Source organism: Gemmatirosa kalamazoonensis, assembly GCF_000522985.1.
In the GTDB taxonomy this organism is placed as follows: Bacteria; Gemmatimonadota; Gemmatimonadetes; order Gemmatimonadales; family Gemmatimonadaceae; genus Gemmatirosa; species Gemmatirosa kalamazoonensis.
Genome location: NZ_CP007128.1, coordinates 4,577,289 through 4,600,796, shown reverse-complemented (window position 1 = coordinate 4,600,796; position 23,508 = coordinate 4,577,289). Strand labels below are relative to the sequence as shown.

General features: G+C 70.8%; 22 protein-coding genes. 21 read left to right on the top strand and 1 reads right to left on the bottom strand.

Features of this window, described 5'->3' with window-relative positions; genetic code table 11:
• The first annotated feature begins 53 nt into the window (after nucleotides 1-53).
• From aroC to hslU, 13 genes are all read left to right on the top strand, one after another.
• Nucleotides 54-1,247, top strand: coding sequence for a chorismate synthase (gene aroC, locus J421_RS20050; protein ID WP_025412958.1), 1,194 nt, complete (start codon nucleotides 54-56; stop codon nucleotides 1,245-1,247).
• 5 nt (nucleotides 1,248-1,252) lie between these two features.
• Nucleotides 1,253-1,783 (top strand): shikimate kinase, encoded by a 531-nt coding sequence (locus J421_RS20045; protein WP_158508851.1) that lies wholly within the window; start codon nucleotides 1,253-1,255, stop codon nucleotides 1,781-1,783.
• A gap of 2 nt (nucleotides 1,784-1,785) precedes the next feature.
• Nucleotides 1,786-2,229 carry a DUF494 family protein gene (locus J421_RS20040; protein WP_104022853.1) on the top strand — a complete coding sequence of 148 codons (444 nt, stop codon included), beginning with the start codon at nucleotides 1,786-1,788 and terminating at the stop codon, nucleotides 2,227-2,229.
• A gap of 2 nt (nucleotides 2,230-2,231) precedes the next feature.
• Nucleotides 2,232-4,691, top strand: coding sequence for a type I DNA topoisomerase (gene topA / locus J421_RS20035; RefSeq protein WP_025412955.1), 2,460 nt, complete (start codon nucleotides 2,232-2,234; stop codon nucleotides 4,689-4,691).
• A 127-nt stretch (nucleotides 4,692-4,818) separates the two neighbouring features.
• Nucleotides 4,819-5,343, top strand: coding sequence for a YybH family protein (locus J421_RS20030; RefSeq protein ID WP_025412954.1), 525 nt, complete (start codon nucleotides 4,819-4,821; stop codon nucleotides 5,341-5,343).
• A gap of 32 nt (nucleotides 5,344-5,375) precedes the next feature.
• Complete coding sequence (locus tag J421_RS20025; protein WP_025412953.1) at nucleotides 5,376-5,897, top strand: YybH family protein; 522 nt, start codon at nucleotides 5,376-5,378, stop codon at nucleotides 5,895-5,897.
• A 171-nt stretch (nucleotides 5,898-6,068) separates the two neighbouring features.
• Entirely contained in the window at nucleotides 6,069-7,427 is a 1,359-nt protein-coding gene (gene trmFO, locus J421_RS20020; protein WP_025412952.1) for a methylenetetrahydrofolate--tRNA-(uracil(54)-C(5))-methyltransferase (FADH(2)-oxidizing) TrmFO, read from the top strand.
• Complete coding sequence (locus J421_RS20015; RefSeq protein WP_025412951.1) at nucleotides 7,424-8,344, top strand: tyrosine recombinase XerC; 921 nt, start codon at nucleotides 7,424-7,426, stop codon at nucleotides 8,342-8,344. The genes trmFO and J421_RS20015 overlap by 4 nt, the downstream gene beginning before the upstream one ends.
• 35 nt (nucleotides 8,345-8,379) lie before the next feature.
• Nucleotides 8,380-9,972 (top strand): glycoside hydrolase family 10-like protein, encoded by a 1,593-nt coding sequence (locus J421_RS20010; protein WP_025412950.1) that lies wholly within the window; start codon nucleotides 8,380-8,382, stop codon nucleotides 9,970-9,972.
• A gap of 2 nt (nucleotides 9,973-9,974) precedes the next feature.
• Nucleotides 9,975-10,364, top strand: a complete 390-nt coding sequence (locus tag J421_RS20005) for a hypothetical protein (RefSeq protein WP_025412949.1) — start codon at nucleotides 9,975-9,977, stop codon at nucleotides 10,362-10,364.
• Nucleotides 10,365-10,404: 40 nt separating this feature from the next.
• Nucleotides 10,405-10,968 carry an ATP-dependent protease subunit HslV gene (hslV, locus tag J421_RS20000; RefSeq protein ID WP_025412948.1) on the top strand — a complete coding sequence of 188 codons (564 nt, stop codon included), beginning with the start codon at nucleotides 10,405-10,407 and terminating at the stop codon, nucleotides 10,966-10,968.
• Nucleotides 10,969-11,316: 348 nt separating this feature from the next.
• A complete protein-coding gene (locus tag J421_RS19995) occupies nucleotides 11,317-12,177 on the top strand; it encodes a PEP-CTERM sorting domain-containing protein (RefSeq protein WP_148306410.1) in 861 nt (286 codons plus the stop codon).
• Between the two features lie 142 nt (nucleotides 12,178-12,319).
• Complete coding sequence (hslU, locus tag J421_RS19990) at nucleotides 12,320-13,816, top strand: ATP-dependent protease ATPase subunit HslU (RefSeq protein ID WP_025412946.1); 1,497 nt, start codon at nucleotides 12,320-12,322, stop codon at nucleotides 13,814-13,816.
• A gap of 107 nt (nucleotides 13,817-13,923) precedes the next feature.
• Here hslU and J421_RS19985 read toward each other — a convergent pair whose 3' ends face one another.
• The gene (locus tag J421_RS19985) at nucleotides 13,924-14,976 is read right to left on the bottom strand and encodes a hypothetical protein (protein WP_025412945.1); all 1,053 of its coding nucleotides are present in this window, start codon (nucleotides 14,974-14,976) and stop codon (nucleotides 13,924-13,926) included.
• Nucleotides 14,977-15,145: 169 nt separating this feature from the next.
• On the opposite strand from J421_RS19985, the gene argF reads away from it, so the two are divergent.
• The 8 genes from argF (at nucleotide 15,146) to J421_RS19945 (ending at nucleotide 23,463) form a co-directional block, all read left to right on the top strand.
• Nucleotides 15,146-16,087, top strand: a complete 942-nt coding sequence (gene argF, locus J421_RS19980; RefSeq protein WP_025412944.1) for an ornithine carbamoyltransferase — start codon at nucleotides 15,146-15,148, stop codon at nucleotides 16,085-16,087.
• A 25-nt stretch (nucleotides 16,088-16,112) separates the two neighbouring features.
• Nucleotides 16,113-16,583 (top strand): thioredoxin-dependent thiol peroxidase, encoded by a 471-nt coding sequence (gene bcp / locus J421_RS19975; RefSeq protein WP_025412943.1) that lies wholly within the window; start codon nucleotides 16,113-16,115, stop codon nucleotides 16,581-16,583.
• A gap of 81 nt (nucleotides 16,584-16,664) precedes the next feature.
• Complete coding sequence (locus J421_RS19970; RefSeq protein ID WP_025412942.1) at nucleotides 16,665-17,243, top strand: pyridoxamine 5'-phosphate oxidase family protein; 579 nt, start codon at nucleotides 16,665-16,667, stop codon at nucleotides 17,241-17,243.
• A 159-nt stretch (nucleotides 17,244-17,402) separates the two neighbouring features.
• On the top strand, nucleotides 17,403-18,515 hold the full coding sequence (gene gcvT, locus J421_RS19965) for a glycine cleavage system aminomethyltransferase GcvT (protein ID WP_025412941.1): 1,113 nt from the start codon (nucleotides 17,403-17,405) through the stop codon (nucleotides 18,513-18,515).
• A gap of 10 nt (nucleotides 18,516-18,525) precedes the next feature.
• Nucleotides 18,526-19,029, top strand: coding sequence for a MogA/MoaB family molybdenum cofactor biosynthesis protein (locus J421_RS19960; RefSeq protein ID WP_025412940.1), 504 nt, complete (start codon nucleotides 18,526-18,528; stop codon nucleotides 19,027-19,029).
• A complete protein-coding gene (locus tag J421_RS19955) occupies nucleotides 19,026-20,651 on the top strand; it encodes a sigma-54 dependent transcriptional regulator (protein WP_201773049.1) in 1,626 nt (541 codons plus the stop codon). Before J421_RS19960 ends, J421_RS19955 begins: the two co-directional genes overlap by 4 nt.
• Before the next feature lie 221 nt (nucleotides 20,652-20,872).
• Nucleotides 20,873-21,595 carry a hypothetical protein gene (locus J421_RS19950; RefSeq protein WP_025412938.1) on the top strand — a complete coding sequence of 241 codons (723 nt, stop codon included), beginning with the start codon at nucleotides 20,873-20,875 and terminating at the stop codon, nucleotides 21,593-21,595.
• Between the two features lie 551 nt (nucleotides 21,596-22,146).
• Nucleotides 22,147-23,463, top strand: coding sequence for an HD-GYP domain-containing protein (locus tag J421_RS19945; RefSeq protein WP_158508850.1), 1,317 nt, complete (start codon nucleotides 22,147-22,149; stop codon nucleotides 23,461-23,463).
• The last annotated feature ends 45 nt before the right edge of the window (nucleotides 23,464-23,508 follow it).

Genomic DNA, 23,508 nt, shown 5'->3' with positions numbered 1-23,508 from the left:
CTCCTGCCCTTCGGGCACGTTAGGTTGCCGGTCCCGCTCACCCGTCCCGCCCGATGTCCCAGCTCCGCTTCACCACCGCCGGCGAGTCCCACGGCCCCGCGCTCGTCTCCGTCCTCGAGGGCATGCCCGCCGGCGTCCCGCTGCTGGCCGAGCACGTCGACGCGGAGCTCGCCCGCCGCCAGCAGGGCTACGGGCGCGGGCGCCGGATGCAGATCGAGAAGGACCACGTCGAGTTCCTGAGCGGCGTGCGCGCGGGCGAGACCGTCGGGTCGCCGATCGCGATGTTGATCCGGAACAACGATTGGAAGAACTGGCAGGACGTCATGGACGCCGCGCCGCGCGAGGGCGACCCCGACCCGCGCCGCCGAGCCGTGACCCGCGTCCGTCCCGGCCACGCCGACCTCACCGGGGTCCTGAAGTACGACCGCGCCGACGCGCGCGACATCCTTGAGCGCGCCTCCGCCCGCGAGACCACGGCCCGCGTCGCCGCCGCCGCGATCTGCCGTCGGCTGCTGGCCGAGTTCGACGTCCGCATCGGCAGCCACCTCGTCCACCTCGGCGGCATCGACGCCGCGCGGCCGGACACGCTTCCGGAGGACCTGAACGCCGCCGCCGACGCCAGTCCGCTCCGCACGCTCGATGCGTCGGCCGAGGCGCGCATGATCACGCTCATCGACGAGACCAAGCGCGCCGGCAACACGCTCGGCGGCATCTGCGAGGTCGTCGTCGACGGGCTCCCCGTCGGCCTCGGCTCGCACGTGAGCTGGGACCGGAAGCTCGACGGCCGGCTGGGGCAGGCCATGCTGTCGATTCCGGCCGTGAAGGGCGTCGAGATCGGCCTCGGCTTCGAGACGTCGCGCCGCACGGGAGCCGACGTCCACGACGAGATCGAGTTGGCCCCCGGCCGGCCGCTCACCGGCCACACCCGCCGCCGGACGAACCGCGCGGGCGGCCTGGAGGGCGGCATGACGACCGGCGAGCCGCTCGTCGTCCGCGTCGCCATGAAGCCGATCAGCACCCTCATGCGCCCGCTCGAGACGATCGACGTCGCGAAGTCGGAGCCGGCCTCGGCCGCCGCGGAGCGCAGCGACGTGACCGCCGTACCGGCCATGGGGGTCATAGCCGAGGCGATGGCGGCCTTCGTCCTCGCGCAGGCGTTCCTGGAGAAGTTCGGCGGCGACTCACTCGGCGAGATGCGACGCAACTACGACGGGTACCTGACGCGGGTCGGCGAGCGGATCGGGTGAGCGCGGTGGCCGGTCGACACCTGGTGCTCGTCGGTCTTCCGGGCGCCGGAAAGACGAGCGCCGGCCGCCTCGTCGCCGACCGCCTCGCCCGCCCGTTCCTCGACTTCGACGAGGAGCTGGAGCGCCGTGCGGGCTGCTCGGTGACCGAGCTGTTCGCCCGCGACGGCGAGGCGGCGTTCCGCGAGCGGGAGGTCGACCTCTCGGTCGAGCTCGCGGGCCGGCCGGCCATGGTCATCGCCCCCGGCGGCGGCTGGATGGCGAACCCGCTCGCCGCGGCAACTTTGCGCCCCGCGGCGCGTATCATCTACCTTCGGGTGAGTCCCGCGGCCGCGCTCGACCGCATGGGACCGGCGCTCGCGGCCCGACCGTTGCTCGCCGGAGCCGACCCACGGCAGGCCCTCGAGGGCCTGCTCCGCCGCCGCGAGGCCCTCTACGCCATGGCCGACTTCGTCCTCGACACCGAGGCGCTGTCGGTCGACGAGGTGGCGGACACGCTGGCGGTTCTCACCCGCGAGTTCGAGCGCGCCGACGGATGACCATGAGCGACGCCTCCCTGAACAACTTGCTCTCCGAGATGCGCGAGCGATTCGCGCCAGGCGCCGACCCGCGCGAGGTCGAGGTCTGGCTCGCGTCGCGCGGGTACGACGCGCGTCAGATCGGTGAGATCCTGGAGGTGTTCGCCCCCCATCTCTCCGGCGTCCCGACGGACGGAGGGACCTCGCGTCCCCCGGCGGGACGTCGGCCCGAGGGCCCGCTGTTCCGCGTCCCCGGCAGCCACGAGCGGGGACGCTTCGCCCCCGAGGCGTGGGGTCGGATTCTCGCCCTCTCCGCCACCGGCGCGCTGTCGCCGGCGGACCGCGAGGGGCTCATCGAGCGCGCACTCCAGAGCACCGACGGCCGCGTCGGCCTCGCCGAGCTGCGGGCCCTCCTCGAGAGCGCCGGCATCGACGACGGCGGCTCGACCGCGACGACGATCCACTAGCGATGCCCACGAAGAAGAAGGACACCGAGCCCACGAAGGCGGCGGCCAGGAAGGCGGCGCCCGCGAAGGCGACGCCCGCGAAGGCGACCGCGAAGAAGGCGACGGCGAAGAAGGCCGCCGCCAAGCGGACGCTCAAGTATCAGCCCGCAGACGACGACGAGCCGTCGGAGCCGGGCTCCACGTCGCTCGTCATCGTCGAGTCGCCCGCGAAGGCGAAGACGATCGGCAAGTACCTCGGCCGCGGCTACAAGGTGCGGGCGACGGTCGGCCACGTCCTCGACCTGCCCGAGAAGAAGCTCGGCATCGACATCGAGGGCGGGTTCGAGCCCGAGCTCGTGCCGATCCCCGGCAAGGAGCCGGTCATCGCGGATCTCAAGAAGAACGCGAAGGACGCCCGCGAGGTGTTCATCGCCACCGACCCGGACCGCGAGGGCGAGGCGATCGGGGCGCACGTCGTCAGCGTGATCAAGCGCAAGGGCGGCGCGCCCATCCGGCGCGTGCTGTTCCACGAGATCACGAAGGACGGCGTGCAGCGCGCCATGGCGCACGCCACCGAGATCAACGAGAAGAAGGTCGAGGCGCAGCAGGCGCGCCGCGTTCTCGATCGCCTCGTCGGCTACAAGGCGAGCCCCATCCTCTGGAAGACGGTGAAGAAGGGGCTCTCCGCGGGCCGCGTGCAGACCGTCGCGCTGCGTCTCATCGTCGAGCGCGAGCGCGAGATCCGCGCGTTCGTGCCGGTCGAGTACTGGAGCGTGACCGCGCTGCTCGAGAAGAACGGGCAGACGTTCACCGCCAAGCTGCACCACGTCGACGGCAAGAAGCCCGAGCTGCCTAACGAGGCGGCGGCGGCGAACGTCCTCGCCGACCTCCGGGGGCGGCGCGTCTTCCCGGTCACCGACGTCAAGCGCCGCGAGCGCCGCAAGAACCCGTCGGCGCCGTTCACCACCAGCACGCTGCAGCAGGAGGCCGCGAAGAAGCTCGGCTTCGGCTCCAAGCGCACGATGCGGCTCGCGCAGGATCTCTACGAGGGCATCGAGCTCGGGAAGGACGAGGGCGCGGTCGGTCTCATCACCTACATGCGTACCGACTCCTCGCGCGTCGCCGAGAGCGCGGCGGCCGAGGCGCGCGACTACCTGCACACGCTGTTCGGCCAGGAGTACCTCGCCGCCGGCCCGCAGCTCTACGAGAGCAGCAAGTCGAAGAACACGCAGGACGCGCACGAGGGCGTTAGGCCGACGGATCCGCGGCGCCGCCCGGACCAGGTGCAGCGCTATCTCAAGGAGGACCAGTTCAAGCTCTACCAGCTCATCTGGCAGCGCTTCATGGCCTCGCAGATGGCGCCCGCCGTGTTCGACACGACGACGGTGGACTTCGAGCTCGAGGGCGCGCCCAGCACGTATCTGTTCCGCGCCACCGGCTCCGTCGTGAAGTTCCAGGGCTTCCTCGCGCTCTACCGCGAGGCGCGCGAGGAGGGCGAGGCGAAGGCGCTCGAGGACGAGCAGGAGCTGCCGACGCTCGAGGTGAAGGAGCAGGTGCCGGTGAAGGAGATCACGCCGGCCCAGCACTTCACGCAGCCCCCGCCGCGCTACTCCGAGGCGAGCCTCGTGAAGGAGCTCGAGCGGCTCGGCATCGGCCGGCCGTCCACCTACGCGAGCATCATCTCGGTGCTCGCCGACCGCCGCTACGTGAACCTCGAGCAGCGCCGCTTCTTCCCCACCCCGCTCGGCGAGACGGTCGAGAAGGTCATGGTGAAGAAGTTCCCCGACGTGTTCAACGTCGCGTTCACGGCGAACATGGAGGAGGAGCTCGACCGCGTGGAGGAGGGCGAGGTGTCGTGGCAGCACGTCCTCGACGAGTTCTACACGCCGTTCTCCGCCACGCTGAACGACAACGACCTCGATCAGCTCATCGCCGAGGCGCACGACCTGTCGGCGCTCGCGACGGAGAAGTGCCCGGACTGCGGCGGTCGGCTCGTGCCGAAGGGCGGCTTCTTCGGGCCGTTCGTCGCCTGCGAGAACCATCCGAAGAACTGCAAGTACACGCGGCCGCTGAAGGGCGAGAAGAAGGAGGCGATCGTCACCGATTACCTCTGCCACGAGTGCGGCGCGCCGATGCTGCTCCGCCACGGCCGCTCGGGCGACTTCCTCGGCTGCAGCCGCTTCCCGAAGTGCCGCGGCACGCGCTCCGTGCCGACGGGCGTGAAGTGCCCGAAGGACGGCGGCGACATCTCCGAGCGCCGCTCGAAGGCGCGCGGCAAGCTGTTCTACGGCTGCGAGAACTACCCGAACTGCGACTTCGTGGTGTGGGACAAGCCGGTGCCCGAGGTGTGCCCCGAGTGTGGCTACGTCGGCGCGGAGGCGAAATCCAACAAGACGCGCGGGGCGTACCGTCGGTGCCTGAAGTGCGGCAACGAGTGGGACGTCCAGACGCCGGAGGAGGCCGAAGAGCCGGTCGCCGTCTGACGTCCGCTGCGTGGCTGCGTGGGCTGCGTGGGCCGCGCACGTTGCCCCTCACGCAGCGACGCAGCAACGTAGCCACGCAGCAGCACTCCCCGCCGCACGCACGCCTCTCTCACCCGGAGGTCCCACCATGCGTCGCTGCACCGTTGCCCTCGCACTGCTCGCCGTTGCCGCCTGCTCCCCGAAGGCCGACGAGAAAGTCGACTCCACGACCGCTGCGGCCGCCGTCGCGGCGCCGAACGTGGCCAACACCAAGGCGGACGAGGACTCCATCCGCGCCATCAGCGATCGCATCGGCGCCGCGATGAGCGCCCACGACACCGCCGCCGTGCGCGCGCTCTACGCCGACGACGGTGTCGACTTCACCCCGGGAATGGCGCCGGCGCGAGGGAGCGCCGCGCTCGTCAAGGAGTACGGCGACATGTTCGGCGGGATGAAGGGCCTCAAGGCGACGCTCGCGCCGGCGGACGTGATCGTGTCGCAGTCCGGCGACCTCGCCGTCTCGCGCTCGCGCTACCAGCTGTCGTGGACCGACGCGAAGGGAAAGCCCGCCAGCGACCACGGCAACGTCGTCGTCGCGTGGAAGAAGGTGAACGGCCAGTGGAAGATCGCGACGAGCATCAACGCCTCCGAAGTCCCCATGCCGGGCATGTGACGTCGCACACCTCTCACGCCGGAGTGCCCACCATGCGTCAGTGCATTGCCGCTCTCGCGCTTCTCGTCGCCGCCGGCTGCACCGCGAAGAAGGCCGAGAGCACGGACACCACCACGCCGCCCGCCGCCGTCGCCTCGAACGCCGCCAACACCAGGGCCGACGAGGACTCCATCAAGGCCCTCGGCGAGCGCTGGAAGCAGATGCTCGCCAGCAAGGACACCGCCGGCATCGCCGCGCTGTACACCGACGACGGCGCCGAGTACGCGCCGAACCAGCCGGCCGCGAAGGGGACCGCGGCCGTCACCAAGGCGTGGGCCGGTCTCTACGGACTCGGCAAGGACGTGAAGCTCGACTTCAACGCGTCCGACCTGCTCGTCGCGCAGAGCGGCGACGTCGCCGTCGAGCGCGGCACGTACACCCTCACGTGGACCGACGCGAAGGGCAAGGCGATGAACGACCACGGCAACTACGTCACCGCGTTCAAGAAGGTGAACGGCCAGTGGAAGGTCCTCGCCGACATCAACGCGTCCGAGGTCCCCGTCGCTGGCATGTGATCTCACGCTCCACGCTCCACGCTCCACGCTCCACGCTCCACGCTCCACGCTCCACGCTCCACGCTCCACGCTCCACGCTCCACGCTCCACGCTCCACGCTCACTCCGCATCGCGTAGGAGCGAGCGTGGAGCGTGGAGCGTGGAGGAGCGTGGAGCGTGGTAGATTCCGACATGGGAGTGATTCACGTCGTCGGAGGAGGCCTCGCCGGTTGCGAGGCGAGCTGGCAGTTGGCGGAGCGGGGGCATCGCGTCGTGCTGCACGAGATGCGTCCGCTCCGCACCACCCCCGCGCACAAGAGCGATCGGCTCGCGGAGCTGGTCTGCTCCAACACGTTCAAGAGCACCGAGACGACGAACGCGCACGGCCTGCTGAAGGCCGAGATGCGCGCGCTCGGATCCATGATCCTCGCCGCCGCCGACGAGGCCCGCGTCCCGGGCGGCAGCGCGCTCACCGTCGACCGTGAGCTGTTCGCCCGCGCCGTGCACGAGCGCGTGCACGCGCATCCCAACATCCGCGTGGATGTCGGCGAGGTCACGGACCTCCCCGAGCCGGGGATCGTCGCCACCGGGCCGCTCACGTCGGAGTCGCTCACGCGCGCCATCGCCGAACGGTTAGGCACCGGCGCGCTCGCGTTCTACGACGCCATCGCGCCCATCGTCGCCGGCGACTCCATCGACACGTCCATCGCGTTCCGCGCCGCGCGGTGGGGGAAGGAGACCATGGCGGGCGCCGGCGGCGAGGGCGCGTATTTCAACTGCCCGTTCACGCGCGAGCGGTACGAGGCGTTCCTCGACGCGCTCGTCGCCGCCGACCAGTACGCGGGTCAGGCGTTCGACCCCATCCCGTACTTCGAGGGATGCATGCCGGTCGAGGAGATGGCGAAGCGCGGACGCGATACGCTGCGCTTCGGACCGATGAAGCCGATCGGCCTCCGCGACCCGCGCACCGGCGTGAGGCCGTGGGCGGTCGCCCAGCTGCGCATGGAGGACCGCGACGGCCGCATGTGGAACCTCGTCGGGTTCCAGACGCGCATGCGCACCGGCGAGCAGCAGCGCGTGCTGCGCATGATCCCGGGTCTCGAGCAGGCCGAGTTCCTGCGCTGGGGCTCGATCCATCGCAACTCCTACGTGAACGCGCCCGCCGCGCTCGCGCCGCACCTCGCGCTGCGCGACGCGCCCACCACGCTGCTCGCCGGCCAGCTCACCGGCGTCGAGGGCTACACCGAGAGCACCGCGACCGGTCTGCTCGCCGGCATCAACCTCGATCGCATGCTGCGCGGCGACGAGCCGGTGCTGCCGCCCACGACCACGATGCTCGGCGCGCTGTACCGCTATCTGCGCGACGCCGACCCGGCGCACTTCCAGCCGATGAACGCGAACTTCGGCCTCGTCGACGACCTCGTCGAGCCGGTGCGCGACAAGCAGACCAAGCGCCTGCGGCTCGCCGAGCGCGCGCTCGCGGACCTCGTGGGGTGGCGCGACGAATGGGCGGTGTCGATCGACGCGAGACACCTGCTTTCTCGGACATGAGCGACCAGGTCACCGACTTCCTCGAGCACCTCGCGAAGGAGCGCGACGTCTCGCCGAACACCATCAAGGCGTACGCGCGCGACCTCGGCGAGCTGACGACGTTCCTCGCCGGTTTCTACGGCGCGCGGCCGTGGAGCTGGAGCACGGTGGACCGTCTCGCCATCCGCGGCTTCCTCGGCCACCTCGCGCGTCGCGGGCTCTCCAAAAGGTCGAGCGCGCGCATGCTCTCCGCCGTGCGCTCGTTCTTCCGCTTCCTCCATCGCGAGGAGGTCGTCGACGCGAACCCCGCGCGCGCGGTCGGTACGCCGAAGCTCGACAAGTATCTGCCGAAGTACCTCGACCGCGCGCAGGTCGACCGGCTGTTCGCCGCCGTCGAGGGCCGCGCACGGACCGAGGGGCGCTTCGTCGACGTGCGCAACCTCGCGCTGCTCGAGCTGCTGTACTCCGCGGGGCTGCGCGTCTCCGAGATCCAGGGCGTCAACCGCACCGACCTCGATCTCGTCGGGCAGCAGCTGAAGGTGCGCGGCAAGGGGCGCAAGGAGCGCATCGTGCCGATCGGCGACCACGCCGTGCTCGCGCTCCGCAACTACGAGTCGCGCCGCGACGACCTCGCCCGTCGGCTCGGCGGCAAGATCGATCGCGCGGCGTTCTTCCTCACCGAGCGCGGCAAGCGTGTGAGCGTGCGCGCGATCCAGTCGGCTGTCGTCGCGCTGCTGCGGCTCGTCGACGAGGAGAGCGGCCTCTCCACGCACTCCATGCGCCACACGTTCGCCACGCACATGCTCGACGCGGGCGCCGACCTCCGCGCCGTGCAGGAGCTGCTCGGCCACGCCTCCGTGTCCACCACGCAGATCTACACCCACACGAGCGTCGAGCGGCTCAAGCAGGTGTACCGCAAGGCGCACCCACGGGCGTGAGTCCTGAGGCGGGCAGCGCCGACGGACCTGCTCCTGTGCGACGGGCGCGCCTCGCCCTCGCTGCGCTCGCGTTAGGCACCGCGTGCGCCGGCGATCCGACGGCGCCCGACGCGCCGACGCCTACGCCGACGCCCGTCACGCCGCCGCCGCCCCCGTCGGACACGGCGCCCACGCCGCGGCGCGAGTTCCGCGGCGCGTGGGTCGCCACCGTGTCGAACGTCGACTGGCCGTCGCGCGCCGGGCTCCCCGCCGCGCAGCAGCAGACGGAGCTGCGCAACATCGTCCGCAACTACGTGCAGACGAACCTGAACGCGATGATCCTCCAGGTTCGTCCGGCCGCGGACGCGCTGTACGCGTCGCCGTACGAGCCGTGGTCGCGCTACCTCACCGGCACGCAGGGCGTGGATCCGGGCTACGACCCGCTCGCGTTCGCGGTGAAGGAGGCGCACGCCGCGGGGCTCGAGCTGCACGCGTGGTTCAACCCGTTCCGCGCGGGGCTCGCCGCCGACACGGCGCGCTTCGCCGCGACGCACGTGTGGCGCGCGCGGCGCGACCTCGCGCGCGTGTACGGCACACAGCTCTGGATGGATCCGGGCGACCCCGAGGTCGTCGAGCGCACGGTGCAGGTCATTCTCGACGTCGTGCGCCGCTACGACGTCGACGCCGTACACATCGACGACTACTTCTACCCGTACCAGGAGCGCGACCCGAAGACGAACGCGATCCTCGACTTTCCCGACAGCGCGACGTACGCGCGGTTCAATCCGCGCAACCTCGCGCGCGCCGACTGGCGACGCGACAACATCAACCGCTTCGTCGAGCGGCTGTACCGGCAGGTGCACGCGGTGAAGCCGTGGGTGCGCGTCGGCATCTCGCCGTTCGGCATCTGGCGCCCCGGCAACCCGCCCGGCATCACGGGGCTCGACGCGTACGCCGACATCTACGCCGACTCCCGGCTGTGGCTGACGAGCGGCTGGGCCGACTACCTCGCGCCGCAGCTCTACTGGGCCATCGGCGCCCCGCAGCAGAGCTACACCGCGCTCAACACCTGGTGGGCGCTCCAGAACGTCGTCCACATGCACCTGTGGCCCGGCGTCGCGAGCTATCGCGTGCGCGATGGGACGACGAGCGCGTTCCTGCCTAACGAGATCTCGGACCAGGTGGCCGTCACGCGCACCATCCCCGGCGCGCCGGGCAACATCTTCTACAACACGACGTCGCTGTTCTCGTCCGTGACCGGCGTCGCGCGCCAGCTCGTCTCCACCGTGTACCAGGTGCCGACGCTGCCGCCGGCCACGCCGTGGCTCGACCCGACGCCCCCCGGCGCGCCGACGGTCACCGCGACGGAGGGCACGCCCACCGCGGCCGGGCGCGTGTGGACGGTGCACATCACGCCGCCGGCCGGAGAGGCGGTGCGGTGGTGGGTGATCCAGCCGCGCGTCGCGGGGCAGTGGACCGGGCCCGTCGTCGCGTTCGGGGACCAGCTCGCCGTCGACCTCACGCTGCCGTCGTCCACCGGCGGCGGGCGGCTCGAGATGGTCGGCGTGTCGGGCGCTGACGCGGTGTGGAACGTGGGACTCACGGCATACTGGCGTCCGCCGGCGGTCGCGATCTTGCACCCCCGCTAGGCGTGCGACTGGAGCTCCTTCCCCTCATCTTCGGCGTCGTCGTGGCGCTCGGCGGCCTCGCCCTCGTCTTCGACTCGCGCGTCCCCGACTCGGAGCTGCGGGTGGCCGAGCGCCGACGCCGTGCGCGCACGGAGCGCGACCGCGCCGGCGAGGGGCTCATCGGGGTCGGCATCGCGGCCCTCGGCGCCGCCCTCATCGGGCGTGACGCGTGGGCGTACGGCAACATCGCCGTGCTGGCGGGGGTCGTGTGCCTCGCCGTGGGGAGCTGGCGCAACCGGCAGTACCTGCGCGAGCTCCTGTTCTTTCGTGGCGCCGCCCGCCGCGGCCGCAGCGCCGACCGGCCCACGGACGCGCCCCCGCCGCCACCGCCGCCCTCGGCGCCGCTGCGCTGAGTCGGTCGGAGGGCGGGTGAGCGCGGTTAGATTGGCCCGCATGTCCGCTCCCACCGCCTGCATCCTCCCGCGCGTCCGGGCCACCACCATCCTCGCCGTCCGCCGCGACGGCGAGGTCGCCCTCGGCGGCGACGGCCAGGTCACCGTCGGCGACACGGTGATGAAGAACAACGCGCAGAAGGTCCGCCTGCTGCGCGGGGGACGGCTCCTGGCCGGCTTCGCCGGCTCCGTCGCCGACGCGCTCACCCTGTTCGAGAAGTTCGAGGAGAAGCTGGAGCGCTATCCGGGGAACGTCCCCCGCGCCGCCGTGGAGCTGGCGAAGGACTGGCGCAGCGACCGGGTGCTCCGGCGGCTCGAGGCGTTGCTGGCCGTCGCCGACCGCGAGCACGGCTTCGTGATCTCCGGCGACGGCGAGCTGATCGAGCCGGACGACGGGATCCTCGCCATCGGCTCGGGCGGGGCCTACGCCCTCGCCGCCGCCCGCGCGCTCGTCGCGAACACCGCGCTGCCGCCGCGCGACGTCGTTCGCCGATCGCTCGAGATCGCGGGCGAGATCTGCGTCTACACGAACACGAACATCGTGGTGCTGGAGCCCACGGCGTAGCGTCGGCGCCACGCCCTGTGGTGCGTCTGCGGCGCTCGCGCGACGGTGTGGCTCCGCCGCCGCAGGTGCCGCGTTTCGGGTAAGTGCCTGTAGGAGAACGGTTTGCCCGAAATGCCGGGTCGCGCCTGCCGCCCTGCCGCGCGGGGTCCCCGACTTGCTCAACGACGGGCTGCACGACGAGCGGAGCGGCGCGATGGAAGCAGCAGTCTCAGCCGTACCTTGTAAGACGATCAGGCGAGTTGTACTGTAGCGACGGGGACGAAGTCACGGTCGTGCCCGCAGGACGTAGGCCCAGCGGCGATGCTGTCCATGCGCCGACCCATCTCGATCCCCACCCCAGGAGTTCCGATGCGGCGTTCCCTCCAAGCAGCCGCGGCAGCGGCGGTGGCGGCACTGCCGTCCGTCGCCCATGCAGCGTGTGACCCGAGCGACTTCTCGAATACGAGCGTCGCCGGGTACTACGCGTTCGTACGGCTCAACCAGCAGGTCTTCAACTTCAGCTGTCTGATCCAGGCCGCCGGATCGGGCTACTCGGTCCAGGGCGGCACCGCCGGCAACACGTCGGTGAGCCTCACGGCGAGCTACGCCACGGGCGCCAGCCCCGGGCTGAACTACACGGTGGGGCTGAACAACTCGACGGCGTCGACGAACGACATCGCCTTCCTGTTCATCGCGCCGCTGACGCACAGCATCTACACCGAGCCGTCGTCGACCATCGACTACGGCGTGGCGTCGCAGGGCCGTCCGGGCATCTCGATCGCCTCGATCGCGTCGGGCGCCGCCATCCTGTCGCCGACGTCGGGGGCCGTGACGCAGTCGAACGTCCCCGCCTATCTCGTCGGCACGCGCACTCCCGTCGTGGTCCAGACGGGCAACAACTTCCTCGTGAACCTCGGCGTCGATCTCGACCCGTCGGGCGCGAGCTGCTCCATCGCCACGCTCGCCTCCAACGCCCCCAACCCGGGCGTCCGCAAGAACGACTGCCACACGTCGTTCGACATGGGCAGCGGAGTCGGCGGCGGCTACTACACGCTCGACAGCTACGCGGTCAGCGTCTCCTACCGGCAGAACGGCGGCGCGAACACGTCCTCCTCGGCCACCGGCGCGTTCGCGCTGTCGGCCGTGCCGGAGCCGTCGACCGTCACGCTCATGGCGTCGGGGATGCTGACGCTCGTCGGCGTCGGCTACTCGCGTCGCCGCCGCGCCTGAGGAAGGAAAGGGGGACCGACCGCCGCATCGCGTAGGTTAGGAGGGCCCCAGGGCCATGGCCCTGGGGTTCCTCCACGCGCGGCGTCCGCCAGGGCCGGGCCATTAGATTCCGGACGACGCCCCGGATCCGAACGCCTCGCTCATGCCATCCAAGCGAACGCAACAAGCGCTCGCTCGTCTCGCCGACCTGACGCCCCGCCAGATCGCCGCCGAGCTCGATCGTTACATCGTCGGTCAGACCGAGGCGAAGAAGGCCGTCGCCATCGCCCTCCGCAATCGGTGGCGCCGCCAGCGCGCGCCCGAGGCGCTGCGCGACGAGATCTCGTCGAACAACATCGTCCTCATCGGCCCCACCGGGAGCGGCAAGACGGAGATCGCCCGCCGTCTCGCGAAGCTCGCGGGCGCGCCGTTCATCAAGGTCGAGGCGTCGAAGTTCACCGAGGTGGGCTACGTCGGTCGCGACGTCGAGTCCATGGTGCGCGACCTCGTCGAGAGCGCCATCGACATGGTGCGCACGGAGCGGGAGGGCGAGGTGGAGGACCTCGCGAACGAGCGCGTCGACGACCGGCTGCTCGACCTGCTGCTGCCGTCGTCGCGTCAGGGCACCGACGGCACGTCGCGCGAGCCAGCGCCCGACGCGCTCGCGGCGGGCGTGTTCGTCGTCTCGCCGTCGGGGAGCGTGACGCCGGACCACCCGATCCCGGTGCCGTCCGTGGGCGATGGCGACGCCGATGGCGACGAGGACCACGACCGCTACCGCCGCACCCGCGACAAGCTGCGGCAACTGCTCATCGACGGGCAGCTCGATGGGCGCGACGTGGAGGTGGAGGTGGAGCAGCGCGCGCCCGCGTTCGACATGATGGCATCGCCCGGCGCGCCGGAGGGCGCCGACGCGTTCGGCGAATGGCTGCGCGAGATGCTGCCGAAGCGGAAGAAGAAGCGTCGCGTGAAGGTCTCCGAGGCGCGCCGCATCCTGCTCGACGAGGAGCTGGAGAAGCTCATCGACCTCGAGGACGTCACCGCCGACGCGCTCGAGCGCGTGGAGTCGTTAGGCATCATCTTCCTCGACGAGATCGACAAGATCGCGACCGCCCGCGGCGACCACGGGGGCGGGCCCGACGTGTCGCGCGAGGGCGTGCAGCGCGACCTGCTGCCGATCGTCGAGGGCTCGAACGTGCCGACGCGCTACGGCCTCGTGAAGACGGACCACATCCTGTTCGTCGCGGCCGGCGCGTTCCACGTCGCGAAGCCGAGCGACCTGATCCCCGAGCTGCAGGGGCGCTTCCCGATCCGCGTCGAGCTGAAGCCGCTCACGGAGGAGGACTTCGTGCGCATCATGACGGAGCCCGAGAACGCGCTCACGAAGCAGTACCAGGCGCTCGTCGAGGCCGACGGCGCCCGCCTCCGCTTCACCGACGACGGCATCCGCGAGGTCGCGCGCACCGCGGCGCGCGTGAACGAGCGGATGGAGAACATCGGCGCGCGCCGCCTGCACACGGTCATGACGACGCTGCTCGAGGACGTCCTCTACGAGCTCCCCGACCGCGGTCGCGACGAGATCGTCGTCGACGCGGCCATGGTCCGCGATCGCCTGAAGTCGGTCGCCGACGACGAGGATCTGCGCAAGTACATCTTGTGAGACGGCGCTGAGACCTCGGCGCTGACGAAGCGGCGCTGGAACGGCGGCTCTGACACCACGCGTTCCCAGCGCCGCTGTACCGGAGCCGGCGTTTCAGCGCCGGGTTATCAGAACCGCAGTCCGGCCGTTATCGGCAGCATCCCCGAGAATCCGCGCGCCGAAGGCGTGTCGTTCAGGAAGTAGCGGAACTCGGTGAACACCCGCACCGGCCCGCGTCCGAACTCCATCCCCGCGCCGGCGTTGAGCCCGAGGTCGACGCGGTCGTGCGACTCGGTGCGGTAGGTGAGCGCCGTCGCCCCCTGCACGGAGCTGAGCGACGTCGTCGTCGCCACCACCGGTAGCGTCTCGCGCGTGCTGAGCACGCCCACGCCGCCGAGCAGGTACGGGCGCACGAAGGAGCCGCGCAGCATCGTGTACGTGGCGTCGAGGTTCACGCCGAGCATCTTGCTACGGCTGCGCAACTCGAACGTCTGTGCCGTGACCGGGAGCGCGCCGCACGCGGGGCACACGATCGTCGGCAGCGTCTCGCGCTGCCGGTCGGTCCAGCCGAACACCACCTCGGGGCGCATGCCGAGCCCGGAGCTCGTGCGGAAGTCGACGCCGCCGTGCGCGACGTAGCGGTTCACGTCGTCGAACCGTCGGATGTCCGCGCCACCGCCGAGCGAGAGGCGCGGTCGTGTGTCGTAGTAGCGTGGACGCGCGCGCAGGACGCGGTCACGGATGCGGTCGCGCTCCAGGTCGCGCTGCAGATCGCGGCGCAGCGTCTCCGCCCAGTCGAGCTGGCGGCGCCGGTCGTCGGCCGCGCGGCGGCGCGCCGCCTCGGCGCGTTCCAGCGCGCGCTCCCGCTCCGCGCGCGACCGCTCCAGCGCCTGCTCGCGCGCCTCTGCCGCGCGGTCGAGGGCGCGCTCCCGCGCGTCGCGAGCGCGATCCAGCGCGCGGTCGCGTTCCCGGTCGCGCTCCCGGTCGCGGTCCCGGTCGGCGCGGACGTCGCGCTCGTCGCGCAGCTCGTCGCAGCTCACGCGGCGGCCGTTGCGGAGGCACTCGATCTCGCCGCGCGAGTCCTTCCGGACCTCGATGCGCGTCGTCTGGGCGCGTGCGGACGGGGCGGCCGCCGCGAGGGCGCCGGCGAGGAGGGCGATCGGGAGCAGCGTTCGGCGCATCGGGTTCCTCCGACGAGGGGCCACGCGACGGCGCACCGTCGGTCGACGGCGGCCACACGCGTGAGACAGGGCGATCGTCGCGGAGGGTTTGCCCGTTCGTCACCGGGGGCGCCCTTGCTCGCGCCGGTCGGCGGTCCTTAGGTTCAGCCCCTTTCCGTACCACGCCGCCATGTCCGCCCCCGCTTTCCCGACCGGTCCCGCGCACCGCGACTTCCTCGCGATCCCCGACTTCACGCGGGCCGAGCTGGACGCGCTGTTCGACCTCGCCGAGCGGATGCGCCGCGGCGAGTACTCGGCGCGCCCGCTCGCCGGCAAGTCGCTCGCGATGATCTTCATGAAGTCGTCGACGCGCACGCGCGTGTCGTTCGAGGTGGGCGCGTGGCAGCTCGGCGGACAGGCGCTGTTCCTGTCGCCGCGCGACGTGCAGCTCGGACGCGGCGAGCCGGTGGCCGACACCGCGCGCGTGCTCTCGCGCTACGTCGACGGCATCATGATCCGCACGTTCGCGCACGACGAGGTGGAGGAGCTCGCGCGCCACGCGACCGTGCCGGTGATCAACGGGCTGACGGATCGCCTGCACCCGTGCCAGGTGCTCGCCGACCTGCTCACCGTTAGGCAGCGGCTCGGCGGCTACGAGGGGAAGAAGGTCGCGTGGGTCGGCGACGGGAACAACATGGCCAACTCGTGGATCAACGCGGCCTACCGGCTGGGCTTCGAGCTCGCGCTCGCGTGTCCCGAGGGATACGACCCCGACGCGGCGCTGCTCGAGCGCGCGCGGGGCGCGGCGCGCGTGACGCTCGTGCGCGACCCGGCCGAGGCGGTGCAGGGCGCGCACGTCGTGAACACCGACGTGTGGGCGTCGATGGGGCAGGAGGAGGAGCAGGCGCAGCGCGAGCGCGCGTTCGCCCGCTTCCAGGTGGACGGCGCGCTCATGCGCCGCGCGGCGCGTGACGCGGTGTTCCTGCACTGCCTCCCCGCGCATCGGGGCGAGGAGGTCACCGCCGACGTCATCGACGGGCCGCAGAGCGCCGTGTGGGACGAGGCGGAGAACCGCCTGCACGTGCAGAAGGCGGTGATGGCCGCGCTCATGGGCGGCGAGCGCCTCGCCTAACGGAAGCCCGACGGAGGCCCGACGGATGCTCGCCCCGGGCGATCTCGCCCCCGACTTCACGCTGCCCACGGACACGGGTGCGCCGCTCACGCTGAGCGCGCTGCGCGGCCGGCCCGTCGTGCTGTACTTCTACCCGAAGGACGACACCGAGACGTGCACGAAGGAGGCGTGCGGCTTCCGCGACCTCTTTCCACGCTTCGACGCGTCGGGCGCGACGGTGCTCGGCGTCAGCCCCGACTCGGTGAAGTCGCACGCGAAGTTCAGGCAGAAGTACGCGCTGCCGTTCACGCTGCTCGCCGACGCCGAGCACGCCGTGGCCGAGGCGTACGACGTCTGGCACGAGAAGTCGATGTTCGGCAACACGTACATGGGCGTGCTGCGCACGACGTTCGTCATCGACGCCGCGGGCCGCGTGGCGCGCGTGTTCGAGAAGGTCCGGACCGCCGGACACGCGGCCGAGGTCGCGGCGGTCGTGTCCGAGCTCGCGGGGCGCTGAGCGGCGGTCGGCACCGATCGTGCGCTCGCCCTCGTCGACGACGGCCCATGGGGGGCCGCGCGACACCGGGAGGGGGGACGCATGAAGGCCGAGGACAAGAACCGCGACGACGACGTCTCGCTCGACAAGAAGCTCGACGACCTCTACGCGCTGATCGACGGCATCGAGGTCGCGCTCATGACGACGCGCCGCGCCGACGGGCACCTCGTGACGCGTCCCATGCAGGTGCAGCGGCGCACCGCGGGCACCGATCTGTGGTTCATGACGAACGTCGAGTCGCACAAGCTCGACGAGCTCGCGACCGATCCGCACGTGAACCTCGGGTTCTACCGCGACCGCACCCGCGAGTGGGTGTCGGTGAGCGGCATGGCGGTGCTGACGCAGGACAAGCGTCTGGTCCACGACCTCTACAAGCCAGATTGGCGCGCCTGGCTCGGCGACGAGGGCGGCGCGCGCGACGGCGGCCCGGACGACCCGCGCATCGCGCTCGTGCTCGTCGAGGCGCACTCCGTGATCTACTCGAAGCAGGACCGCCCGACGCCGCTCGTCCTGTTCGAGATCGCGAAGGGCATCGTCACCGGGCAGCCGCCGAAGGTGGCGGACATGCGCACGCTCTCCGAGAGCGAGATCCAGCGGGCGCCGGGCGTCGAGACACGCTGAGCTCCTCCACGCTCTCCGCTCCACGCTCCACGCTCGGCCAGTTGGCGGCACATGGTGAGCGCGGAGCGGGGAGCGTGGAGCGTGGCGCGGAGGCCTTCCAAGCGTCCTGCCACCCCGGCATATTCCCGGTCCTCCCTCACTCGACCGGAGCATCACCCGATGGCCGACGCCGTCACCGCTGACGCGCTCAAGCGCACGCCGTTCCACGACATCCATCGGGAGCTCGGCGCGAAGCTGGTGCCGTTCGCGGGCTACGAGATGCCGGTGCAGTACCCGACCGGGATCACCGCCGAGCACAAGGCCGTGCGCGCCTCGTGCGGCGTGTTCGACGTCAGCCACATGGGCGAGTTCATCGTGCGCGGCGTGCAGGCGATCGAGTTCGTGAACCACGTCACGACGAACGACGTCGCGAAGCTCGAGATCGGGCAGGTGCACTACTCCACGATCCTCAACGAGCGCGGCACGATCGAGGACGACTGCCTCGTCTATCGGTTCGCCGATCGCGTGATGATGGTCGTGAACGGGTCGAACAAGGACAAGGACCTCGCGCACGTGCAGCGCTACGCCGAGCGCTTCGCCGTCACCGTCGACGACCGCACCGACGACATCGCGCTGCTCGCCGTGCAGGGGCCCGACGCCGAGGCGATCCTGCAGCCGCTCACGAAGACGGATCTGTCGGCGATCAAGTACTACTGGTTCACCGAAGGCGAGATGGCCGGCATCCCCGCCGTGGTCTCGCGCACCGGCTACACCGGCGAGGACGGCTTCGAGCTGTACTTCGACGCCGCGAACGCGCGCCCGATGTGGGATGCGCTCATGGCGACCGGGCGCATCACGCCGTGCGGGCTCGGCTCGCGTGACTCGCTGCGGCTCGAGATGGGCATGGCGCTCTATGGCAACGACATCGACGACACGACCACGCCGCTGGAGGCGGGGCTCGGCTGGCTCGTGAAGATGGGGAAGGGCGACTTCGTCGGACGTGACGCGCTCGAGCGGCAGAAGGCGGCGGGGATCCCGCGCCGCCTCGTCGGCTTCACGAGCGAGGAGCGGGTGTTCCCGCGCCACGGCTATCCGGTGTTCTACGAGAACGCGCCGAGCGGCGTGGTGTGTTCGGGGACGCTCAGCCCGTCGTTAGGCATCCCGATCGGCACCTGCTATCTGCCGACCGCGGCGGCGAAGGAAGGCACCGCGTTCGAGCTCGAGATCCGCGGGAAGCGCGTCGGCGCGACGGTCGTGAAGCCGCCCTTCTACAAGCACGCGTCGCACAAGTGAAGGGCGGGGTGTGCGCGTAGCGATTCTCACCATCTCGGATGCAGGGGCGCGCGGCGAGCGCGCGGACACGTCGGGCGCCGAGATCGTGGCGTGGGCACAGCGGCGCGGCGACGACGTGGCGGCGCGCGCGCTCGTCCCCGACGACGCCGAGCGCATCGCGCGCCAGCTCGCCGAGTGGTGCGACGCCGACGTCGCGGAGCTCGTGCTGACCACCGGCGGCACCGGCCTCGCCCCGCGCGACGTCACGCCGGAAGCGACGCGCACGGTGCTGGAGCGCGAGGCGCCCGGCATCGCCGAGCGGATCCGGTGGACCGCGGGCGCGTCGTTCCCGCGCGCCGCGCTGTCCCGCGGCCTCGCCGGCGTGCGGCGGCGGGCGCTCGTCGTGAACCTCCCCGGCTCTCCCGGCGGCGTGCGCGACGGACTCGCCGCGCTCGACCCCATCGTCGACCACGCGTGCGACGTGCTGCGCGGGCGTGTGACCGACCATTCGGCCCCGCGGAGGGAAGGGACGTGAGCGCGCCGCGGACCGGACGCAGCGCCGGCGGCGCGCGCGACGCGGAGCGTGCGTACCGCGCCGTCCTCACGCTCAGCGACGTCGAGCCGGCGGTGCGCATCAACGCGCTGCTCGAGGCGGCGGGCCTGGCGACGGAGATGGTCTCGCCGCTCGACGACATCCGCGCCGTGCTACGCCGCGGCCACCCCGACGTCGTGATCCTCACCGGCGCCCTGCTCGACCCCCACAACCTCTCGCTCGTGCGGCACCTCTCCTGGGATGGCGTGCCCGCCGTCGGCCTCACCGACGTGAGCGACCCGCAGACGACGGCGCGGCTGCGCGAGGCCGGATACGCGAGGCTCTATCCGAAGCCCATCGTCCCCGAGGAGGTGGCGGACGGCGTGCGCCGCCTGCTCGAGCGGCGCCGACTGCAGGAAGCCACGGGGCTCATCGGCGAGAGCGAGGCGATCCAGGAAGTGCTCGTGAAGGTCGAGCAGATCGCCCCCGTCACGAGCACGGTCCTCATCGACGGCGAGAGCGGGACCGGGAAGGAGCTCGTCGCCCGCGCGATCCACCGACTGAGTCCTCGACGCGGCAAGCCGTTCATCGCCGTGAACGTCGGCGCGCTGCCCGAGACGCTGCTCGAGTCGGAGCTGTTCGGCCACGAGAAGGGCGCGTTCACCGGCGCGGCGGAGCGGCGGCTCGGCCGCTTCGAGCTGGCGGACGGCGGCACGCTGTTCCTCGACGAGATCGGCGAGATCCCGCCGGCGACGCAGGTGAAGCTCCTGCGCGTGCTCGAGGAGCGCGAGGTCACGCGCCTCGGCGCCGCGCAGCCGATCGAGGTCGACGTGCGCGTGGTGGCGGCGACGAACCGGCCGCTGCGCGAGCACGTGATGGAGGGGACGTTCCGCGCGGACCTGTTCTACCGGCTCGACGTCCTGCGCATCTACCTGCCGCCGCTGCGCGAGCGACGGTCGGACATCCCGTTGCTCGTCCGGCGGTTCGTGGCGGAGTACGCGGCGCGCCACGACCGACCGTTCCACGGCATCGCCGCGGACGCGATGGCGCTGCTCGTGGACTATCCGTGGCCGGGGAACGTGCGCGAGCTGCGGAACCTCATCGAGAGCATGGTGGTGCTCGCGCCGGGTCGCGAGATCCGCCCCGAGGACCTGCCGCGGCACCTGCGCGAGGGGAGCGAGGTGGCGGGAGCGCGGCTGCTGCCGGTGGCCGTGGGCCCGATGGTGCGCGACGGCGAGCGCGCACAGGGGCGAGAGCTGGAGTTCATCGTCCGCAGCCTGCTCGAGCTGAAGCTCCAGGTGGAGGAGCTCCGTCGCCGGCTGGACGAGGAGCGCGCCGCGCAGCGCGCGTCGCGCGAGATCGCGGCGCCGAGCGAGGTGCCGCTGGTAGGCGTCGCGCCGGCCGTCGCGGCGATCGAGGCGCGCGAGACCGCGCCGCCGCCGAACGTCGTCACGATCTCGCCGGGGATGACGATGGCGGAGATCGAGCGGCTCGCGATCGAGGCCGCGTTACGCGAGACGGGGGGTAATCGTCGCAGGGCCGCGGAGCTCCTCGGGATCGGCGAGCGCACGCTCTATCGGAAGCTGCACGAGTATCAGCTGCCCGAGAGCGCGACGAGCGAGTGACGATTCCGTGAATGAGGACTTCGCGGGTTGCTAAGCTCTGCCGCACCCGGCACAATTCACCGGTAGTTCGTCCCCTTCTCGTAGTTCCCCCCTCGCAGCACGCAGTCTCCCGCCTCTCGCGTCGCGCCGTCTCCGGCTGACGCTCCCCAGCGACATCCCCGGGGTACGCCACCCGACCCGCGCTCCGCGCTGGCCCCCGCTTCCCCACGCCCGCACCCGCCGTGTCGCATCCATCGAGCACGATCGTTCGCCCCTCGCAGCCGACGGCCCTGCCCGTCGCCGAGGCCGAGGCGCTGATCGCGAGCCTTCCCGGCGTCATCTCGGCCCGCATCGTCGAAGTCGACGGCGGCGGCGTGAGCGACATCCACGTGCTGACGGGGATGGACGTGCCGGCGAAGCAGACCGTGCGCAACGTGGAGAGCGCGCTGCTCGCGCAGTTCGGTGTGCGCGTCGACCATCGGAAGATCTCGGTCGCGACGACGAGCGAGGGGGCGCGCCAGCGGCCGACGCCGCGGCCGACGGCGACGATCTCTCCGCTGCCGACGGCGGCGCCCGCGGAGCGCCGCGTGACGTTCGACGACGTGGAGGTGCGCCGCTCGTCGAAGACCGCGTGGTGCCGCGTGGCGTTGCGCCGCGGCAGCGAGACGGTGGAGGCGGAGGCCGAGGCGCCGACGGGCGCGCGGTCGCACACCGAGGAGATCGCGGCGCGCGCGACGCTGGCCGCGCTGAGCCAGTTCTCGCCGGACGCCGTGGGGCTGGCGCTGGAAGGGTCGCAGGTGATCGCGGCGTTCGGGCGCGAGTTCGTGTTCGTCGGCGTGACGGCGCGGCAGGGCCGCGGCGCGGCGCTGCTGACGGGCAGCTGCGAGGTGCGCGACAACGTGGAGACCGCGGCGGCGCTGGCGGTGCTGGACGCGACGAACCGCTGGGTGGGCCGCGGGCGCTGAGCGTACGCGCCGGCCGACCGGCCGATCGTCACACTTCTTCGTCACGCCGCTTCAGGCGGGGTGCCTAACAACCGAGACTCACCCGTGATGCTTCGTGGGCGCCTCACGCGCCGGGCGGAGGATCCCCGACACCGATAGCACGTTCCAAACGCCTAACCTACAGGAGAACATCTCGCCGCAGGCAGTCGATGCGGCGAGCCCCCCGAGCCAAAGAGACCTAGCCACTCCATTTTGCTACACCGCTTGCGCGAATGCTGTCGATCGGTCGCGTCGGGATGAAACCCGCGCGACCACATTGCAGGACCAGTAGGCAGCACGACACCTAGTCTGTACTAGAGCGAAGCGGAATCAGATTCGGCAGTAGAGCGGAGCCGAGCCGTGAAAATGTGTGCAGTTCACACGTTGTACTTTCACTGGCGAGGACACTCCCATGGACCTGATTCTCACGATTCTGGACGGCATCGCGACTGTTGGCGGCGTGATTTGGTGGTGACCTAGGGATCGGAGGCCGGGGGGATCACCTCCTCCTCCCCTGACTGATGCAGACACGAGTGCGAGTCTACATCTGCAGCATCATGGCCCTCGCAGCGCTCGCTGTGACGGCCTTATATGCTTGGGGGCCAGAGGCGACCGTGGAGTCCGCGGCGATCGCAGGGATTCTCTGCGCCATCGGCTGGCTGTACGGAAGCCTCACGTATGAATTAGATCAGAAGGGTACGCGCGCTAGCGTTGGTTTCCTGCTGTTCCCGGCCGCCGCGTTCGCAGTGGCTAATTGGACGGTTCCACTTATCGTCTGTGTTACCGTCTTTGCCCTTGAGATTCGGCGACGCGCTCCACTTCATAAGACGCTCTTCAACTCGACGTCGTTAGCGCTGGCGAACGCGGTCTCGATCATCGCGTTCCGTGCGACGGGGGGAAGCGGTTGGGCCGGTCACGATCGAATTCCGGTCGTCTCCGTTATCGCGCTGCTTGTCGCTCACAACCTTACGAGCAGTGGTGTCACCTCTGGCGTAATCGCCCTGTCGAGCGGTCAGCCGCTCGGCCGCACATGGCGCGCGGTGACCGGCAAGACCATCATAGACGATGTACTGGTAAGCCCATTTACAGCCGTCATCGCCTATACAGCGGTCAAGTACCCGATCGGCTGGACGATCGTCGGTTGTACGACGCTAATTTGGATCAATAGGCTTTATCAGACGAATCGGGCGCTTCAGCGCGTGTCGCACGAGATGCTGGAGCTCATGGTGAGCGCCATCGAGGCTCGAGACCCCTACACCTCGGGGCATTCACGCCGAGTCTCGAGAATGAGCGTCGAGATCGCACGTGCCATCGGCTTGAGCCACCGAGAGGTAGAGCGCATCCGCGTTGCAGGGCTCCTCCACGATGTAGGCAAGATCCATGAGAAGTACGCACCAATACTGAGCAAGCCCGACCGCCTCACTCGCGACGAGTGGATCCTGATGAAGGAGCATCCGGTCGACGGCGAGAACCTAGTGCGCAACGTCTCGCAATTGCACGATGTCCTGCCGGCGGTGCGTCACCACCACGAGCGCTGGGATGGTGCTGGCTATCCTGATGGTCTGCGAGGAGAGAGCATTCCTCTCATGGCGCGTGTAATGGCAATCGCCGACACGATCGACGCCATGACGTCTGACCGCTCGTACCGCCGCGGGCTGAGTGTTGAGGAGGTACGTAAGGAAGTTGAGCGCTGCGCTGGCACGCAGTTCGATCCAGCAATCGTTGGCAAGCTGTTAGCCGGCCCGTACTGGGACGCGCTGTTCGCGCCGATGGAGAGCGACAATGCCACTCGGTATGAGTTGAAGCTGGTGTCCGATTCCAACCCGGCTCCTGAGAAAGTCGTCGCGTAAGGCCGGTTACTCCCGTACGCCGCTGTGATCAGTAGCTCCAGCCAC